General features: G+C 55.7%; 11 protein-coding genes, 2 tRNA genes and 2 rRNA genes. 12 read left to right on the top strand and 3 right to left on the bottom strand.

Translation table 11 applies throughout. The annotated features are described in order from the left end of the window. The first annotated feature begins 23 nt into the window (after positions 1-23). From ACQG22_RS22500 to birA, 6 genes are all read left to right on the top strand, one after another. Positions 24-100, top strand: a tRNA-Ile gene (locus ACQG22_RS22500). Between the two features lie 37 nt (positions 101-137). Further along, a tRNA-Ala gene (locus ACQG22_RS22495) sits at positions 138-213 on the top strand. Positions 214-384: 171 nt separating this feature from the next. Then, a 23S ribosomal RNA gene (locus ACQG22_RS22490) occupies positions 385-3,288 on the top strand. Positions 3,289-3,354: 66 nt separating this feature from the next. Then, positions 3,355-3,470 (top strand): 5S ribosomal RNA (rrf, locus tag ACQG22_RS22485). A 126-nt stretch (positions 3,471-3,596) separates the two neighbouring features. Then, complete coding sequence (gene murB, locus ACQG22_RS22480) at positions 3,597-4,625, top strand: UDP-N-acetylmuramate dehydrogenase (protein WP_100168881.1); 1,029 nt, start codon at positions 3,597-3,599, stop codon at positions 4,623-4,625. Continuing rightward, the gene (birA, locus tag ACQG22_RS22475) at positions 4,622-5,584 is read left to right on the top strand and encodes a bifunctional biotin--[acetyl-CoA-carboxylase] ligase/biotin operon repressor BirA (RefSeq protein ID WP_013099224.1); all 963 of its coding nucleotides are present in this window, start codon (positions 4,622-4,624) and stop codon (positions 5,582-5,584) included. Before murB ends, birA begins: the two co-directional genes overlap by 4 nt. Positions 5,585-5,685: 101 nt before the next feature. Here the strand turns inward: birA and bcsG are convergent, their stop codons facing one another. From bcsG to bcsE, 3 genes are read right to left on the bottom strand one after another with little or no spacing between them, the layout of a single operon-like run. Beyond that, on the bottom strand, positions 5,686-7,365 hold the full coding sequence (bcsG, locus tag ACQG22_RS22470) for a cellulose biosynthesis protein BcsG (protein ID WP_013099223.1): 1,680 nt from the start codon (positions 7,363-7,365) through the stop codon (positions 5,686-5,688). Continuing rightward, positions 7,358-7,555, bottom strand: coding sequence for a cellulose biosynthesis protein BcsF (gene bcsF, locus ACQG22_RS22465; protein WP_028027931.1), 198 nt, complete (start codon positions 7,553-7,555; stop codon positions 7,358-7,360). Before bcsF ends, bcsG begins: the two co-directional genes overlap by 8 nt. Further along, positions 7,549-9,111, bottom strand: coding sequence for a cellulose biosynthesis c-di-GMP-binding protein BcsE (gene bcsE, locus ACQG22_RS22460; RefSeq protein ID WP_214453276.1), 1,563 nt, complete (start codon positions 9,109-9,111; stop codon positions 7,549-7,551). Before bcsE ends, bcsF begins: the two co-directional genes overlap by 7 nt. A 173-nt stretch (positions 9,112-9,284) precedes the next feature. On the opposite strand from bcsE, the gene bcsR reads away from it, so the two are divergent. Genes bcsR through bcsC form a run of 6 tightly spaced genes read left to right on the top strand, consistent with a single transcriptional unit; the run spans position 9,285 to position 19,857 of the window. Beyond that, positions 9,285-9,473, top strand: coding sequence for a cellulose biosynthesis protein BcsR (bcsR, locus tag ACQG22_RS22455; RefSeq protein WP_013099220.1), 189 nt, complete (start codon positions 9,285-9,287; stop codon positions 9,471-9,473). 11 nt (positions 9,474-9,484) lie between these two features. After that, a complete protein-coding gene (gene bcsQ, locus ACQG22_RS22450) occupies positions 9,485-10,237 on the top strand; it encodes a cellulose biosynthesis protein BcsQ (protein WP_013099219.1) in 753 nt (250 codons plus the stop codon). Next, entirely contained in the window at positions 10,234-12,849 is a 2,616-nt protein-coding gene (gene bcsA, locus ACQG22_RS22445; RefSeq protein WP_262819614.1) for a UDP-forming cellulose synthase catalytic subunit, read from the top strand. The genes bcsQ and bcsA overlap by 4 nt, the downstream gene beginning before the upstream one ends. A 10-nt stretch (positions 12,850-12,859) precedes the next feature. Then, entirely contained in the window at positions 12,860-15,283 is a 2,424-nt protein-coding gene (gene bcsB, locus ACQG22_RS22440) for a cellulose biosynthesis cyclic di-GMP-binding regulatory protein BcsB (RefSeq protein ID WP_048972551.1), read from the top strand. A 6-nt stretch (positions 15,284-15,289) separates the two neighbouring features. Then, on the top strand, positions 15,290-16,393 hold the full coding sequence (gene bcsZ / locus ACQG22_RS22435) for a cellulose synthase complex periplasmic endoglucanase BcsZ (protein WP_023620049.1): 1,104 nt from the start codon (positions 15,290-15,292) through the stop codon (positions 16,391-16,393). Further along, on the top strand, positions 16,375-19,857 hold the full coding sequence (gene bcsC / locus ACQG22_RS22430; RefSeq protein ID WP_369706709.1) for a cellulose synthase complex outer membrane protein BcsC: 3,483 nt from the start codon (positions 16,375-16,377) through the stop codon (positions 19,855-19,857). Before bcsZ ends, bcsC begins: the two co-directional genes overlap by 19 nt. Positions 19,858-19,874: the final 17 nt, after the last annotated feature.

Below are 19,874 nucleotides of genomic sequence, written 5' to 3'. Positions count from 1 at the left end.
AAACAGCAGTAAAAAACCTCTACAGGCTTGTAGCTCAGGTGGTTAGAGCGCACCCCTGATAAGGGTGAGGTCGGTGGTTCAAGTCCACTCAGGCCTACCAAATTTGCACAGCAAATTTGAAGAGGTTGCAAAACGATGGGGCTATAGCTCAGCTGGGAGAGCGCCTGCTTTGCACGCAGGAGGTCTGCGGTTCGATCCCGCATAGCTCCACCATCTTTTACTGCGAACACAAGAAAACTTCAGAGTGAACCTGAAAAGGTGCACTGCGAAGTTTTGCTCTTTAAAAATCTGGATCAAGCTGAAAATTGAAACGACACATCTTTAATGGTGTGTTCGAGTCTCTCAAATTTTCGCAATCAGAAGTGAAACATCTTCGGGTTGTGAGGTTAAGCGACTAAGCGTACACGGTGGATGCCCTGGCAGTCAGAGGCGATGAAGGACGTGCTAATCTGCGAAAAGCGCCGGCGAGGTGATATGAACCCTTGACCCGGCGATGTCCGAATGGGGAAACCCAGTGTGATTCGTCACACTATCGTTAACTGAATACATAGGTTAACGAGGCGAACCGGGGGAACTGAAACATCTAAGTACCCCGAGGAAAAGAAATCAACCGAGATTCCCCCAGTAGCGGCGAGCGAACGGGGAGCAGCCCAGAGTCTGAATCAGCTTGTGTGTTAGTGGAAGCGTCTGGAAAGTCGCACGGTACAGGGTGAAAGTCCCGTACACGAAAATGCACAGGCTGTGAACTCGAAGAGTAGGGCGGGACACGTGGTATCCTGTCTGAATATGGGGGGACCATCCTCCAAGGCTAAATACTCCTGACTGACCGATAGTGAACCAGTACCGTGAGGGAAAGGCGAAAAGAACCCCGGCGAGGGGAGTGAAAAAGAACCTGAAACCGTGTACGTACAAGCAGTGGGAGCACCTTCGGGTGTGACTGCGTACCTTTTGTATAATGGGTCAGCGACTTATATTCTGTAGCAAGGTTAACCGTATAGGGGAGCCGAAGGGAAACCGAGTCTTAACTGGGCGTTAAGTTGCAGGGTATAGACCCGAAACCCGGTGATCTAGCCATGGGCAGGTTGAAGGTTGGGTAACACTAACTGGAGGACCGAACCGACTAATGTTGAAAAATTAGCGGATGACCTGTGGCTGGGGGTGAAAGGCCAATCAAACCGGGAGATAGCTGGTTCTCCCCGAAAGCTATTTAGGTAGCGCCTCGTGAACTCATCTTCGGGGGTAGAGCACTGTTTCGGCTAGGGGGCCATCCCGGCTTACCAACCCGATGCAAACTACGAATACCGAAGAATGTTATCACGGGAGACACACGGCGGGTGCTAACGTCCGTCGTGAAGAGGGAAACAACCCAGACCGCCAGCTAAGGTCCCAAAGTCATGGTTAAGTGGGAAACGATGTGGGAAGGCCCAGACAGCCAGGATGTTGGCTTAGAAGCAGCCATCATTTAAAGAAAGCGTAATAGCTCACTGGTCGAGTCGGCCTGCGCGGAAGATGTAACGGGGCTAAACCATGCACCGAAGCTGCGGCAGCGACGCTTATGCGTTGTTGGGTAGGGGAGCGTTCTGTAAGCCGTTGAAGGTGGCCTGTGAGGGTTGCTGGAGGTATCAGAAGTGCGAATGCTGACATAAGTAACGATAAAGCGGGTGAAAAGCCCGCTCGCCGGAAGACCAAGGGTTCCTGTCCAACGTTAATCGGGGCAGGGTGAGTCGACCCCTAAGGCGAGGCCGAAAGGCGTAGTCGATGGGAAACAGGTTAATATTCCTGTACTTGGTGTTACTGCGAAGGGGGGACGGAGAAGGCTATGTTAGCCGGGCGACGGTTGTCCCGGTTTAAGCATGTAGGCGGAGGTTCCAGGTAAATCCGGTACCTTTTAACGCTGAGGTGTGATGACGAGGCACTACGGTGCTGAAGTAACAAATGCCCTGCTTCCAGGAAAAGCCTCTAAGCATCAGGTAACACGAAATCGTACCCCAAACCGACACAGGTGGTCAGGTAGAGAATACCAAGGCGCTTGAGAGAACTCGGGTGAAGGAACTAGGCAAAATGGTGCCGTAACTTCGGGAGAAGGCACGCTGATATGTAGGTGAAGCCCCTGCGGGTGGAGCTGAAATCAGTCGAAGATACCAGCTGGCTGCAACTGTTTATTAAAAACACAGCACTGTGCAAACACGAAAGTGGACGTATACGGTGTGACGCCTGCCCGGTGCCGGAAGGTTAATTGATGGGGTTAGCGGCAACGCGAAGCTCTTGATCGAAGCCCCGGTAAACGGCGGCCGTAACTATAACGGTCCTAAGGTAGCGAAATTCCTTGTCGGGTAAGTTCCGACCTGCACGAATGGCGTAATGATGGCCAGGCTGTCTCCACCCGAGACTCAGTGAAATTGAACTCGCTGTGAAGATGCAGTGTACCCGCGGCAAGACGGAAAGACCCCGTGAACCTTTACTATAGCTTGACACTGAACACTGGTCCTTGATGTGTAGGATAGGTGGGAGGCTTTGAAGCGTGGACGCCAGTCTGCGTGGAGCCGTCCTTGAAATACCACCCTTTAATGGCTGGTGTTCTAACGTAGACCCGTGATCCGGGTTGCGGACAGTGTCTGGTGGGTAGTTTGACTGGGGCGGTCTCCTCCCAAAGAGTAACGGAGGAGCACGAAGGTTAGCTAATCCTGGTCGGACATCAGGAGGTTAGTGCAATGGCATAAGCTAGCTTGACTGCGAGAGTGACGGCTCGAGCAGGTGCGAAAGCAGGTCATAGTGATCCGGTGGTTCTGAATGGAAGGGCCATCGCTCAACGGATAAAAGGTACTCCGGGGATAACAGGCTGATACCGCCCAAGAGTTCATATCGACGGCGGTGTTTGGCACCTCGATGTCGGCTCATCACATCCTGGGGCTGAAGTAGGTCCCAAGGGTATGGCTGTTCGCCATTTAAAGTGGTACGCGAGCTGGGTTTAGAACGTCGTGAGACAGTTCGGTCCCTATCTGCCGTGGGCGCTGGAGAATTGAGGGGGGCTGCTCCTAGTACGAGAGGACCGGAGTGGACGCATCACTGGTGTTCGGGTTGTCATGCCAATGGCACTGCCCGGTAGCTAAATGCGGAAGAGATAAGTGCTGAAAGCATCTAAGCACGAAACTTGCCCCGAGATGAGTTCTCCCTGAGACTTTAAGTCTCCTGAAGGAACGTTAAAGACGATGACGTTGATAGGTCGGGTGTGTAAGCGCAGCGATGCGTTGAGCTAACCGATACTAATGAACCGTGAGGCTTAACCTTACAACGCCGAAGATGTTTTGGCGAAGAGAGACAGATTTTCAGCCTGATACAGATTAACAGAATTTGCCTGGCGGCTTTAGCGCGGTGGTCCCACCTGACCCCATGCCGAACTCAGAAGTGAAACGCCGTAGCGCCGATGGTAGTGTGGGGTCTCCCCATGTGAGAGTAGGGAACTGCCAGGCATCAAATAAGTGAAGAGGCCATCCGAAAGGATGGCCTTTTTGCGTTTCTGCGTTGCACAAACTAATCCCCCACAACGTACTGCTTATACGGTAAACTACCTGCGTTTTTGCATCAGGATAGCGCCTATGAACCACTCCCTTAAGCCCTGGAATACCTTTGGTATTCAACGGAATGCTAATCACATTGTACGCGCCGATACGGCCCAGCAACTGCTGGATGCATGGCAACGCGCAACAGAAAACAACGAACCCGTACTGATTCTGGGCGAAGGCAGCAATGTCCTGTTTCTCGATGATTTTGCCGGGACGGTCATTATTAACCGCATCATGGGAATTGAGGTCGAAGAGTGCGCCGATAGCTGGCGTTTGCGCGTAGGTGCCGGCGAAAACTGGCATCAACTGGTGCAATATACCCTCGAAAAAGGGATGCCGGGACTGGAAAACCTGGCTCTCATCCCGGGCTGTGCGGGATCATCGCCCATTCAAAATATCGGTGCGTATGGCATCGAACTCAAACACGTGTGCGACTATGTCGACTGCATTGAGCTGGCGACCGGTACGGCTCAGCGTTTAACGGCAGAGCAGTGCCGTTTTGGCTACCGTGACAGCATCTTCAAACATGAATATCAGGATCGCTACGTCATTGTCGCTGTGGGCCTGCGTCTGTCCAAAACCTGGCAGCCGGTGCTGACCTATGGTGATTTAACGCGCCTCGATCCGGCAACCGTCACCCCTCGCGATGTGTTTGACTCGGTTTGCCATATGCGCATGACCAAACTGCCCGATCCCAAAATAAACGGAAATGCCGGCAGTTTCTTTAAAAACCCCGTCATAAGCAGCGAAAACGCGAAAGCATTGCTGGCTAAATGGCCTACTGCCCCGCATTACCCGCAGGCGGATGGCAGCGTGAAGCTGGCCGCAGGGTGGCTTATCGATCAGTGCCAGTTAAAAGGTACTGCCGTGGGCGGCGCAGCGGTTCACCGTCAGCAGGCACTGGTGCTGATCAATCAACACGATGCGACCAGCGACGACGTGGTGCAACTGGCGCACCATGTGCGTCAGCAAGTGGGTGAGAAATTTAACGTCTGGCTGGAGCCGGAAGTCCGCTTCATTGGTCGTACGGGTGAAGTGAATGCTGTGGAGACTATCGCGTGAAGGACAATACCATCCCGTTAACCCTGATTGGCATCCTTGCCGACGGTGAGTTTCATTCTGGCGAGCAATTAGGCGAGCAATTGGGCATGAGCCGTGCTGCCATTAATAAACATATTCAGACCCTCCGCGACTGGGGGGTTGATGTCTTCACCGTGCCCGGAAAAGGCTACAGCCTGCCGGAGCCTATTCAGCTCCTGAATGAAGAACTCATCCGCAGCCAGATAGGGCAGGGTAACGTGGCCGTATTGCCGGTCATCGATTCGACAAACCAGTACCTGCTGGAGCGGATAGGCGAGCTGGAATCAGGGGATGCCTGCGTTGCAGAGTACCAGCAGGCCGGGCGCGGCCGTCGCGGGCGTAAGTGGTTCTCGCCGTTTGGCGCAAACCTCTATCTTTCCATGTACTGGCGCCTTGAGCAGGGGCCTGCCGCCGCAGTGGGTCTGAGTCTGGTGATTGGTATCGTTATGGCGGAAGTTCTGCACGAGCTTGGCGCGGATAAAGTACGGGTAAAATGGCCAAACGACCTTTACCTGAACGATCGTAAGCTTGCCGGTATTCTGGTCGAACTGACGGGAAAAACAGGCGATGCGGCGCAAATTGTCATTGGTGCCGGTCTCAATATGGTAATGCGAAATGTGCAAAGCGATGTGGTGAATCAGGCGTGGACCAACCTGCAGGAAGCGGGGATCACCATCGATCGCAACACGCTTGCCGTGCGTATGATTAAAGAGCTGCGTACCTCCTTGTCTCTCTTTGAACAGGAAGGGCTGGCATCGTTCCTGTCTCGCTGGGAAAAACTTGATAACTTTATCAACCGGCCGGTGAAACTGCTGATTGGTGATAAGGAGATCTACGGTATCTCTCGCGGCATTGATGCACAGGGTGCCCTGCTCCTGGAGCAGGATGGCGTCATCAAGCCCTGGGTGGGCGGTGAGATCTCCCTGCGCAGCGCTGAATAAATGAGTATGCGCCCTAGAGGATATTCCGCGAGCCTGAAAATGCTCGTCTGGCTCGCGGAACAATCATTCCCTCTCCCCGAGGGGAAGAGGGTCTGGAGAACTTACTGCGGATAAGGTACCCAGTCTCCGCCGTTCAGGCGAACGTACGGTTTGTTCTGGTACTGAATGACAACCGCATTCGCATTCTCTGACACTTCCGCGGTTTGCGGCAGATTGCTGGTGAGCTGATCCCAGTTCACGCTATCTTCCACAAACAGCTTACCATCGACCGCGCGGGCCACAAGCTCAGAGATGGCCAGATAGCTGACTGGCTGAGTGATCTCAATCGGTGCGCCCTGATGCGGTGCCTTCATACCAAAGAATTTAATCCCGGCAGGCACGTTGGTAATGGACGGGCTGGGGATATCGCGCAGGCCGGACACCTGCATTCTGTCGCCTTTCAGCGCCCCACCGTGCTCCGGAACGACAACCACCATCACTTTACGGCCAGATTTTTCCAGCTCAGTGAAGAACGCATCCAGCTCATCAAAGAACTTCTGCGCACGCACTTTGTAATCCGCCGTTTTGCTCACGCCCGGGAAATGGTTACCGTCGTGAAGGGGCAGGGTGTTATAGAACGTGGCGCTGCGCGGATTGCTGTCTTTTTCAATGGTCTGCAGCCAGCGCTGTAGCACGGCGGTATCGTCATAGACTGGCGAGCCGTCGAAGCCCAGCAGCGTGACCGGCAGCCCGGTTTGATCCATCAGCGGTGCCTGCATACCCCCTTCTTCACGTACCTCTTTCAGGAAGTTACCGAATTGACCGTTATGCCCCAGCATCAGATGCTGCGTAAAGCCCAGTTTCGCCAGGTTATCGAACAGATAACACTGGTTGCCAGCGGGCTGATACAAATTCTTGTGCGATGGCTGGCCGCAGCTTGCTCGCAGCAGGCGGATGGCCGCCGGGCCGCTGTACGAGGTGGCAGAGTTAAAGTCTTTAAACTGGATATCGAAATGCGACCACAGCGGGTGCGACATTAAACCAGCCGCATCAACGTCAGCCCAGGAGAGGGAGCAGATGTTAATTACCAGCAGTTCAAACGGCTGAGCATCTGCCGGGAGTGCATCCGGGAATTTAGTCTGACGCTTATCTTCCGCGGTGTAGAAGCTGGAAAGCCAGGCATTCAGGTTGGTTGAGGTCGGCGGTGCGGTCTGTGCTGGAATATCGCCCACCACCGGCGTGTCGCCTGCCGTGGCAACGGTTGCTGCCGCGCTTCCTCCGGTGGTGGTCACCGTGCTGGTCGGTTGACCGGCAGGCCACAGGGAAAAACTTGGCCCAGCCAGCGTCAGAACGTTCAGCCAAATCATAATGGCAACGACAAACACCGTGACGCGGATCCACTGTGACAGAAACAGCCAGGCAACCAGCAGCACAAAGACCGCGCCAATCATCTGCCAGTTAATAAAGCGCTCGGTCAGGTCGAGGATATAGCTGGCGCTAAACCCGGCGACCTGCGAACCCTGACTCATGATGCTGTCCGGCCCCGGCAGCCAGGTGTCATGCCAGAACAGCGCAAAACCCAGCGGGATGGCAACCCAGTGACGCAAGCGATGCAGCCTGATATTGGGCAGCGGCATCAGCAGGAAAGCCATAAACACCAGGTTCAGCAGAGGATGGAAGTTCAGATAGCCAGCCCACAGCAGACCAAACTTCACCAGAAAGTAGAAGTTCCAGCCGGAAAGGCCGCGCCAGTATTGCCACAGAGGCGATGGTGACGAAGCGGTATAAGTTGAGTTAGTCATGTTTTCGGTCTGCCTTGACGTGTGTTGCCCGTGTCAGTGTTCCGGCTGGTTTGACATAGCGAGGTTTGCCAAACGCCATTCTGGCCGTATCGCGAATACGGCGCAGTGAATGGCGTGCATAATAACCAAGCGGGAAAAAGATCAGCGCACAGAATACAACCAGTTGAATGATATCGCTGATATTCATGATGGTGCGTTCTCCCCATTCTCAGTTAATAAGCGAAGGGGTTCCGGAACCCGACGCCAGACATGGCCGTCATGCCGTGCATTGAGGATCGGTTTGACATCGCTCGTGACAGGTAGCGGTTTCACCCAGTTTTCAGGCGCGAGGGCACGCATCTGCACCAGCTCAGCGCTGATCAGATTGTCTTCGAACCAAATCATACGGTTTGAGAAAATATCCCCGGTAGGCAGCGGGAAGATATGGTTCAGCGCGGTATCGAGATCGTTCACCCGACAAAAAGACAAAAACAGAACCAGGCGGTTGTCGCCAATCGTCATGATGTCCCCGGTACGGTTCGGGCGGCATAAGGTGAGCGCCTGTTCCACGCGGATCCCCGGTACAGGACGCAGGGCAACCATTACCCCTTTCCCGTCTGCAGGAAGCAGCGTGTTGTTCATCATGTTGCCAACGGCATCGCAGAAGGTATCCCATTTCTGATAACCACGCAGTTTCATCGGCTGCGTCATGGAAAGCAGCGTGGAAATATCTTCCGGTACGTGGCGGTTGAACTGCTGCCCCTGGACACTTTCGATAAGCGTCAGGCAGCGTGACAGAGGGGCATTCCACGGGATAACCATGTTTGCGCCACAGCCCAAAAGCAGACGCTCATCCGTGGCACGCAGGCTGGTATTGTTTTCGCGTACCACAATTTTTAACGCGCTGCCGCGTTGACGACGTAAGGTATGAATTTGTCGTGCCAGCGTTTCAATCTGATTGTTCTGCATCAGCGAGAAAACAAGGGTTGCTGCCTGCGTCGTGCGGGCTTCATGAAAAAGCGCTTCATTGGACTCAAACAGGGACCAGTTTTCAGACAGCGCGGGCGCCCCCTCCAGTACCGCAATATGGCTCAGGATCCGTTTTTCATCGCTGCGCGGTTGCACCACGGTTTCTTCTTGCTGGGCAAGGTGCCACTCGCCGTCAATATGTTTAAGCGTAAGTTGCTGTCTGGCGCTCACGCCTTTTTCATTACACCAGAATGCAATATCGTAGAGATAGCTGCCCGCCTGGTCGCGCAGACTCGCCAGGCCGAATAGCGAGCGATACTCCGCCATTAAAAGTGAGAACAGCTTGTCGTTATTACTGCCGGGATTGATTATCAATAGCGTGCAATTTTGAAATTTTGCCCATTTATTGATTTTTTCCAGCCACTGCAGCAGTTTCTCCGTCGGGATATTTTGCAGGGCGTTATGTGAACATTTAAGAATCAATAAAAAGCGGTCTGGATTGATGGAACACTGAATGTCGCGGGACAAATAGTATAGACTATCTACTTCCGACGGCATGGAAAACAAGCGTACCGTCTGTGGACCGCGGTCTCGCTCAAGCGTAATAATTTGCTTCGGGTCTTCGCCCATACTAATGACAGCGACCCGGGAGTCCTTACCCTGCGCGGCAATTGTCTGGTTTACCAGACTGATAGCATCTTCATTACGATCCGAATTAACCCACCAGACTCCTCCGACTGGCATGTGGCGCAATTCGTCCCATAATGACTGGATGCCAATAGAAAATATGGAGTCCACGGTGTCCCTCTTTTCGTCTAATTTATCTGTATATCAGTTTACTAGCGAAAGCGTAGAAATAAACCTAACATTGAAATTAAAGAGCATCAGATTTAGCATGTAAATGAAATTTCACAGGGCAGGAAGCCTCGCGACTTCAGAGAGTAAAACGATACTCAAAGGGATGGAAAAAAATGGATAATAACGAACCCGGAACCCCAGTCGATTCGACCCTGGGTTACACATTCCAAAACGATTTTCTGGCGCTGACGCAGGCCTTTTCTTTACCTGAAATAGATTACACCGATATTTCCCAGCGGGAACAGTTGGCTGCGGCTATTAAACGTTGGCCGTTATTAGCTGAATTTACCCAACAACAATAAGGGAGCCATTGATGGCCATACTCGGATTACAGGGCGTCCGTGGTGGAGTGGGTACAACATCCGTTACCGCGGCGCTGGCGTGGTCATTACAGCTTTTAGGTGAATCGGTGCTGGTGATTGACGCCTGCGCCGACAATTTGCTGCGTATGTCATTTAACGTCGACTTTACCCGTACAGAGGGTTGGGCCCGCGCGTTGCTTGATGATAAAGACTGGCGTGATGCGGGTCTGCGTTACACCTCCCAGCTCGATCTCCTGCCGTTTGGTCAACTGACCACGACAGAGCGTGAGAATGAAGCCGCCTACCAGCGTTTATTTTCGCAATTCACACTCGCGCTGCAGAGCCTCAAAGAAAAAGGCCATTATCAGTGGATCCTGCTGGATCTGCCGCACGGTGCCGGCACGCTGACCCGACAGCTGATTGCCCAGTGCGACCACGTGCTCTCCATTGTGAACGTCGATGCTAATTGCCATATCCGTCTACATCAGCAGGGATTGCCCCAGAATAGCCATATCCTGATTAACGATTTACGCATTGGCAGCCAGATCCAGGACGATCTGTATCAGGTCTGGCTGCAAAGCCAGCGTCGTCTGCTGCCGATTGTGATCCATCGTGATGAGGGGATGGCGGAATGCCTCGCCTCCAAACAGCCACTTGGCGAGTATCGTAGCGATTCGCTGGCGGCAGAAGAGATCCTGACGCTGGCGAACTGGTGTCTGCTGCACTTCGCCCAAGAGGCGGATCCTGCCAGGGGTACGGTATGAGTCGACTCGCCAGCTGGTTACTCATCCCACCGGTCAGTTCGCGTTTAAGCGACCATTACCGGCATTATCGCCGGCATGGTGCCTCGGTATTTAGCGCCGCGTTCGGCTGTTTCTGGATGATTCTGGCCTGGATGTTCATCCCCCTCGAGCACCCCCGCTGGCAGCGCATTCGTGCGCGACACAGTGAATTGTATCCGCACATTAATCCTGACCGTCCACGGCCGTTAGATCCGGCGCGGTACATCATTCAGGCCATCTGGCTGGTGGTCACGTCGCCGCGGCAGGAGAAAAAGACGCCGCACTGGCGCAGCTTCAGCCGGGTCCAGCTTTTACGCGAACGCTATCATCAGTGGCTGGACAGGCTGCCTGACCGCGTGGGCGATAAGACCAGCCATCTGGATAACCATAAAGAACTCGGGCATCTGCATCCGGGTTTACGGCGTTTTATTCTGGGCGTGATTGTTGTCTTCTCGCTCATTCTGGCGCTGGTCTGTATCACGCAACCCTTTAACCCGCTGGCGCAGTTCACTTTCCTGATCCTGCTGTGGGGCGTGGCGCTGCTGGTGCGGCGTATACCGGGGCGCTTCTCCGCCCTGATGTTGATTGTGTTATCACTGACCGTCTCCTGCCGCTATATCTGGTGGCGTTATACCTCAACGCTGAACTGGGATGATCCGGTTAGTCTGGTATGCGGTCTGGTGCTGCTGTTTGCTGAAACGTACGCCTGGATCGTGCTGGTGTTGGGCTATTTCCAGGTGATCTGGCCGCTCAACCGCCAGCCGGTTCCGCTGCCAAAAGATACGTCGCAGTGGCCGACTGTCGATCTCTTTGTGCCGACCTATAACGAAGATCTGAGCGTGGTGAAAAATACCATTTACGCCGCGCTGGGTATCGACTGGCCCAAAGATAAGCTCAAAATCTGGATCCTGGATGACGGCGGTCGGGCCGCGTTCCGTGAGTTCGCGCAAGAGGTGGGCGTTGAGTATATCGCCCGTACCTCTCACGAACATGCCAAAGCCGGGAACATCAACAACGCGCTGAAGTATGCGACAGGGGAGTTTGTCTCCATCTTTGACTGCGACCACGTGCCGACGCGCTCATTCCTGCAGATGACGATGGGCTGGTTCCTGAAAGAGAAAGCGCTGGCGATGATGCAGACGCCGCACCATTTCTTCTCGCCGGATCCGTTTGAACGTAACCTCGGCCGTTTCCGTAAGACCCCGAACGAAGGCACGCTGTTCTATGGCCTGGTGCAGGACGGCAACGACATGTGGGATGCGACCTTCTTCTGCGGTTCCTGTGCGGTTATCCGCCGTAAACCGCTGGATGAAATTGGCGGCATCGCGGTTGAAACGGTCACTGAAGATGCCCATACCTCGCTACGCCTGCACCGTCGCGGCTATACCTCGGCCTATATGCGTATCCCTCAGGCGGCCGGTCTGGCGACGGAATCCCTGTCGGCGCATATCGGCCAGCGTATTCGCTGGGCGCGCGGGATGGTACAGATTTTCCGTCTTGATAACCCGCTGTTGGGTAAAGGCCTCAAGCTGGCGCAACGTCTGTGCTACGTCAACGCCATGTTCCACTTCTTATCCGGTATTCCGCGGCTGATCTTCCTGACCGCGCCGCTGGCGTTCCTGCTTCTTCACGCCTATATCATCTACGCGCCCGCGCTGATGATTGCGCTGTTTGTTCTGCCGCACATGATCCACGCGAGCCTGACCAACTCGAAGATTCAGGGCAAGTATCGCCACTCATTCTGGAGTGAAATCTACGAAACGGTGCTGGCCTGGTACATCGCGCCGCCAACGATGGTGGCGCTGATTAACCCGCATAAAGGCAAGTTTAACGTCACCGCGAAGGGGGGCCTGGTGGAAGAGGAGTATGTCGACTGGGTGATCTCCCGTCCGTACATCTTCCTGGTGCTGCTGAACATTGTGGGGGTGATTGCCGGTATCTGGCGCTACTTCTACGGTCCGGAAAACGAAATCCTGACGGTGTTCGTCAGTATGGCATGGGTATTTTACAACCTGATTATCCTTGGCGGCGCAGTGGCGGTATCAGTGGAGAGCAAGCAGGTACGTCGCGCGCATCGTGTTGAAATCAGCATGCCTGCGGCGATAGCCCGTGAAGATGGTCATCTCTTCTCCTGTACCGTTCATGACTTCTCCGACGGTGGTCTGGGTATCAAAATCAACGGTCAGGCGAAGGTGCTGGAAGGGCAGAAGGTTAACCTGTTGCTTAAGCGTGGCCAGCAGGAGTATGTCTTCCCGACACAGGTTGTGCGTGTGGCAGGCAATGAAGTGGGTCTGCAGCTGATGCCGCTGACCAGGAAGCAACATATTGATTTTGTGCAGTGTACGTTTGCCCGCGCGGATACGTGGGCTCTCTGGCAGGACAGCTTCCCGGAAGATAAGCCTCTGGAAAGCCTGCTGGATATTCTGAAGCTGGGGTTCCGTGGCTATCGTCACCTTGCAGAATTTGCCCCGTCGTCGGTGAAAATAATTTTCCGGTCACTTACTTCGCTGGTTTCCTGGGTCGTGTCGTTCATTCCTCGTCGTCCTGAGCGGGATGAGGCGAAGCAGGCGGACCCGGTTATGGCTCAACAATGATGATAACGCGATGAAAACAAAACTTTCCTGGTTATGTGCAGTGGCAATGGGGATGAGTACGCTCCCTGCAACAATGGCTAACGCAGCGCCTGATAACGCCGCGGCCACGCCAGCTCCTACGGTGCCTGTGGTGTCGCAAGCGACCGAACCGGTAGTCACCGCGGCGCCCGGTCAAACAGAAAACCTCGTTCCCAACCAGCCGACAGCGGGAAATACCCTGCCGGCCGACGCGCAGGTTGTGGGGCAGGTGATGCCGGGCGTTCCGGGGGCTAATGCGCCTGTTGTCACGGAGAATGCCCCGTCGCGGGACGTGAAGCTCACCTTTGCGCAGATTGCGCCGCCTCCGGGCAGCATGGTGCTGCGCGGCGTCAATCCTAAAGGCGGCGTTGAGTTTGGTATGCGCAGCGATGAGGTCGTGTCGAAGGCGGTGCTGAACCTGGAATATACCCCTTCTCCTTCGCTGCTGCCGACCCAGTCTCAGCTGAAGGTCTACCTGAATGACGAGCTGATGGACGTGCTGCCGGTCACCAAAGAGCAGTTGGGTAAGAAAACCCTGGCTCAGGTGCCGATCAACCCGCTGTTTATCACCGACTTTAACCGTATCCGTCTGGAATTCGTGGGCCACTACCGTGACGTCTGCGAAAACCCGGCCAGCAACACGCTGTGGATGGATGTCGGGCGTAACTCATCGCTGCAGATGACCTACCAGTCGCTGGCGCTGAAAAACGATCTCTCGGCGTTCCCGGTGCCGTTCTTCGATCCGCGTGATAATCGCCCGTTAAATCTGCCGATGGTCTTTGCGTCCTCACCGGACGTCACGGAGCAACTGGCAGCGACCATCGTGGCCTCCTGGTTCGGCTCCCGTTCCGGCTGGCGCGGGCAGAACTTCCCGGTTATGTATGACAAGATCCCTGACAGAAATGCCATCATCTTTGCGACCAACGCGAAGCGTCCTGCTTTCCTGCGTGAGCACCCGGATGTCAAAGCGCCGACCATTGAGATGATAAGCCACCCGGATAACCCGTATGTGAAACTGCTGGTGGTTTTCGGGCGTGATGAGAAAGACCTGGTTCAGGCGGCAAAAGCGATTGCGCAGGGGAATATCCTGTTCCGCGGCAGCAGCGTGGTTGTCGATGAGGTCAAGCCGCTGCTGGCACGTAAACCTTATGACGCGCCAAACTGGGTACGTACCGACCGCGCCGTCACCTTCGGGGAGCTGAAAACCTATGAAGAGCAGCTACAGTCGACAGGGATTGAGCCGTCTCCTGTCAGCCTGTCGCTGAACCTGCCGCCGGACCTGTATCTGCTGCGCACCACCGGTATCGATATGAACCTCAACTATCGTTACACCGCGCCGTCAACCAAAGACAGTTCGCGCATGGATATCAGCCTGAATAACCAGTTCCTGCAGTCGTTTAATCTGATGAATAATCAGGAAACGAACCGTCTGCTGCTGCGTTTGCCGGTACTGCAGGGGCTGCTGGATGGTAAAACCGATGTCTCCATCCCGGCGCTGAAGCTCGGGGCGGTAAACCAGCTGCGCTTTGATTTCCAGTACATGAATCCAATGCCGGGCGGTTCGGTGGACAACTGCATCACCTTCCAGCCGGTGCAGAACCACGTCGTGATTGGCGATGAATCGACCATCGACTTCTCGAAGTACTATCACTTCCTCGCCATGCCGGATCTGCGGGCGTTTGCTAACGCGGGCTTCCCGTTCAGCCGTATGGCGGACCTGTCTGAATCCATTGTTGTGATGCCAAAAGCGCCAAATGAAGGGCAGGTGACGACGCTGCTGGACACCATGGCGACCGTAGGCGCGCAAACGGGCCTGCCGGCGATTAACGTTACCCTGACGGATGATGGCGCTCAAATTCAGAACAAAGATGCGGACATCATGGTGATCGGTTCCATCCCGGATAAGCTGAAGGATGAGAAGCGTATCGATCTGCTGGTTCAGGCAGCCCAGTCCTGGGTTAACACGCCGCTGCGTCAGACCGAGTTCCCGAGCATCATGCCGGATATCAACGATCGTAAAGCCAGCGCGCAGACGGCTGTCACGTCTCAGGGGGCGATGGCGGCCGTGGTCGGCTTCCAGTCACCGTACAACGATCAGCGTAGCGTGATTGCCCTGCTCGCAGACAGCCCGCGTGGCTACGAACTGCTCAACAGTGCGATGAACGACAGCGGTAAACGTGCCGCGATGTTCGGCTCTGTGTCGGTGATCCGTGAGTCGGGCGTGAACAGCCTGCGCGTAGGCGATGTGTACTATGTAGGGCATCTGCCATGGTTCGAACGTCTGTGGTATGCGCTCTCTAACCATCCGATTCTGCTCGCTATCCTGGCCGCCGTCAGCGTGGTGCTGCTGGCCTGGGTGCTGTGGCGTCTGCTGCGTATCATCAGCCGTCGTCGCCTGAATCCGGATCATGAGTAAGATGTGATGAAAGCCTTTCGCTGGTGTGTCATTGCGTTGATGCTGGCAGCGGCGCCTCTGCGCGCCGCCTGTACCTGGCCTGCCTGGGAGAAATTTAAACAGGATTACATCAGCGAGGGTGGGCGGGTCATTGATCCCAGCGACACGCGTAAAATCACTACCTCGGAAGGGCAAAGCTACGCGCTGTTCTTTGCCCTCGCCGCGAATGACCGTAAAGCGTTCGACAAGGTGCTGGCATGGACGCGGGATAACCTTGCCGGGGGGCATCTCGACGACACGCTCCCCGCCTGGTTATGGGGGCAAAAAGACAAAGACACCTGGGCGGTTATCGATACCAATTCCGCCTCGGATGCCGATATCTGGATCGCCTGGTCCCTGCTTGAAGCGGGGCGGTTATGGAAAGACGCTGACTATACCCGTACGGGCAAGGCGCTACTCGAGCGTATCGCCCGCGAAGAAGTGGTGAAAGTACCTGGCCTCGGTCTGATGCTGCTGCCCGGTAAAGTTGGCTTTGTCGATGAGAACGCCTGGCGTTTTAATCCCAGCTATCTTCCACCACAGCTCGCAAGCTACTTCACGCGTTTTGGCACCCCGTGGACCACCCTGCGTGAGACCAATCTGCGCTTGCTGCTGGAGAGTGCGCCGAAAGGTTTTTCGCCGGACTGGGTGCAATACCAGAAAAACAAAGGCTGGCGGTTACAGCAGGAGCCGCCGCTGGTGGGGGGATATGACGCCATCCGCGTCTATCTCTGGGTGGGGATGATGAACGATAACGATCCTCAGAAAGCCCGGCTGCTGGCGCGCTTCAGGCCAATGGCCGCCACCACAACAAAACAGGGCGTACCACCGGAGAAAGTGAATGTGGCGAGTGGAGCACGCACGGGCAATGGCCCGGTCGGCTTCTCTGCCGCCATGCTGCCTTTTTTACAACAGCGTGATGCGCAGGCCGTCCAGCGCCAGCGCGTGGCTGACCACTTTCCTGATAATAATGCTTACTACAGTTATGTACTGACTCTCTTTGGACAAGGATGGGATCAGCATCGTTTTCGTTTCACCACAAAAGGTGAATTAATACCGGATTGGGGCCAGGAATGCGCAAGTTCACAGTAAATCTACTCAGTTTATCGCTTGGCCTGGCGCTGATGCCGCTGGCTCAGGCCGTCAACTCTCCACAGCAGCAACAGCTGCTGGAACAGGTGCGCCTGGGGGAATCGACGCAGCGTGAAGATTTGGTGCGTCAGTCGCTCTATCGTCTTGAGCTGATCGACCCGAACAACCCTGACGTTATTGCGGCACGTTTTCGCTATCTGCTTCGTCAGGGCGACAACGCCGGCGCGCAAAAAGAGCTGGATAGACTGAAAGGGATCGCCCCCGGTTCCAGCGCGTACCAGTCCTCGCGCAATACGATGCTGCTTTCCACGCCGGATGGCCGCCAGCAGTTACAGCAGGCTCGCTTACTCGCCACGACAGGCCATACCCAGGAAGCGATTGCCGCCTATGACAAGCTGTTCGACGGCAACCCGCCGGGCGGCGACGTGGCAACAGAATACTGGAATGTGGTGGCGAAAGATCCCGCCCGCCGCAATGCGGCCATTAACCAGCTGAAAAAGATCAACAGCAGCAGCCCCGGCAATACGCAGCTGCAGTCGACGCTGGCCCAGCTGCTGTTCCAGACCGGGCGCCGTGATGAAGGCTTTGCGGTGCTGCAGGAGATGGCCAAATCCAGCAATGGCCGCAGCCAGGCGTCGGATATGTGGTATGCGCAGATCAAAGACCAGTCTGTCAGCAGTGCCAGCGTCTCCGCGCTGCAAAAGTACCTGAGCGTATTCAGTGACGGTGAGAACGTAACCGCCGCGCGTTCACAGCTTGAAGCGCAGCAAAAACAGCTCGCCGATCCAACTTTCCGTGCGAAAGCGCAAGGCCTGGCGGCAGTGGATGCCGGACAGGGTGATAAGGCGGTGGCGGAACTGCAAAAGGCGGTCAGCGCAAACCATGCCGACAGCGAAGCCATTGGCGCGCTGGGCCAGGCGTACTCCCAGAAAGGCGACCGTGCTCGCGCGGTGGCACAGTTTGAAAAGGCGATCGCCCTCGATCCGCAGAGCGATAACCGCGGCAAATGGGACAGTTTGCTGAAGGTGAACCGTTACTGGCTGCTGATCCAGCAGGGGGATGCGGCGCTGAAAGCGAATAACCCGGCACAGGCGGAGCGCTATTATCAACAGGCGCGCACTATCGACAATAGCGACAGTTATGCGGTGCTGGGGCTGGGTGATGCTGCAGCGGCACGTAAAGATAACGACGCCGCCGAGCGCTATTATCGCCAGGCATTACGCATGGACAGCGGCAACAGTAACGCGGTCCGCGGACTGGCCAATATTTATCGCGCACAGTCACCGGAGAAAGCCTCGCAGTTTATCCAGTCGCTCTCCGCCAGCCAGCGTCGCAGCATTGATGATATTGAACGTAGCCTGACCAACGAACAGCTCTCCGCCCAGGCCGAGCAGCTGGAGAACCAGGGCAAATATGCCCAGGCCGCCGAGATTCAGCGTCGTCGTCTGGCGCTCTCTCCAGGCGACGTGTGGATCACCTATCGCCTGTCGCGCGATCTCTACAGCGCGGGCCAGCGCAGTCAGGCAGATACCCTGATGCGTCAGCTTGCCAGCCAGAAACCGACCGACCCGGATCAGGTGTATGCCAACGGGCTCTATCTTTCCGGTAACGACCAGGATCGTGCCGCGCTGGCCCATCTGGAGACGCTGCCGCGCAGCCAGTGGAACGGCAATATTCAGGAGCTTGCCGACCGCCTGCAAAGTAATCAGGTGCTCGAAACCGCCAATCGCCTGCGCGACAGCGGCAAAGAGCAGGAGGCGGAAAATCTTCTTCGTCAACAACCTGCTTCTACCCGTATCGATTTAACCCTGGCGGACTGGGCGCAGCAGCGGGGCGATCTCAGTGCAGCAAAAACGGCATACAGCGGCGTGTTGCAGCGCGAGCCACAAAACGAAGATGCGATCCTCGGCCTGACCGAAATCTACAGTGCGCAGGGCGACAAAGACGCTGCGCGTGCCGAACTGGCGAAACTGCCTGCGACGCAAAATGGCCAGCCGTTGTCGCTCAACATGCAGCGCCGCATCGCGATGGCGCAGGCGGGGCTGGGTGATTCTGCTGCGGCAGAAAAGACGTTCAACAGCATCATTCCGCAGGCAAAATCACAGCCTGCATCAATGGAAAACGCGCTGGTGCTGCGTGATGCGGCACGTTTTCAGACGCAAAATGGCCAGCCTCAGCAGGCGCTGGAAACCTATAAAGATGCCATGGTCTCCTCTGGCATCACCACCACCCGTCCGGCAGACAATGACACCTTTACGCGCCTGACGCGTAACGACGAAAAAGATGACTGGCTGAAGCGCGGCGTGCGTAGCGATGCCGGTGATTTGTATCGCCAGCAGGATGTTAACGTTACGCTGCAGCACGACTACTGGGGCTCCAGCGGTACCGGCGGCTACTCCGACCTGAAAGCCCACACCACCATGCTGCAGGTGGATGCGCCGCTCTCTGATGGACGGATGTTCTTCCGCAGCGATCTGGTCAATATGGATGCCGGTTCGTTTGCCACTAACAACGGCACCTACGATCCCAAATGGGGGACCTGTGCCGAAACGCCATGTCGCGGCAACACCAGTCAGACGTCAAACGGCGCAAGCGTGGCCGTGGGCTGGCAGAATAAAACCTGGGCATGGGATATCGGCACCACGCCAATGGGCTTTGACGTGGTGGATGTGGTCGGCGGGGTGAGCTATAGCAACGATCTCGGTCCTATCGGCTACACCATTAACGCCCACCGTCGCCCGATCTCCAGCTCTCTGCTGGCCTTTGCCGGGCAAAAAGACACCAATACCGGCACCACCTGGGGCGGCGTGCGCGCCACCGGCGGTGGCGTGAGCATCAGCTACGATAAAGGCGAGGCGAACGGCATCTGGTCAAGCCTGAATGCGGAATCGCTGACCGGGAAAAATGTAGAGGATAACTGGCGCGTCCGCTGGATGACCGGTTACTACTACAAGCTGATTAATAAAAACAACGAGCGCCTGACTGTCGGTGTCTCTAACATGCTCTGGCACTACGATAAAGATCTGAGCGGCTATACCCTGGGTCAGGGCGGCTATTATAGCCCGCAGGAATATGTCTCCTTTGCGCTGCCGGTCACCTGGCGTAAACGCACGGAGAACTGGTCCTGGGAGCTGGGCGGGTCTGTCTCATGGTCTCACTCTAAAACCAACGATGTGCTGCGCTATCCCCTTCAGGGACTCATTCCCGTCGATGAGCCAGGCCGCTACACCGACAGGGGGGCGATGGAAACCGGCAGCAGCTCCTCAGGCACCGGTTATACCGCGCGGGCCATTGTCGAGCGCCGGGTCACGTCCAACTGGTTTGTGGGTCTTGGCGTGGATATTCAGGAAGCGAAAGACTATACCCCAAGCCATGCGCTGCTCTATGTACGCTACTCCGCCGCAGGCTGGCAGGGTGATATGGACTTACCGCCACAGCCGCTCATTCCCTACGCGGACTGGTAATCGGATTTTACTTAATC

This window comes from Enterobacter cloacae complex sp. 309I3, from assembly GCF_050031595.1.
Taxonomy (GTDB): Bacteria; Pseudomonadota; Gammaproteobacteria; order Enterobacterales; family Enterobacteriaceae; genus Enterobacter; species Enterobacter cloacae.
This window is presented reverse-complemented; position numbering and strand designations above follow the sequence as displayed.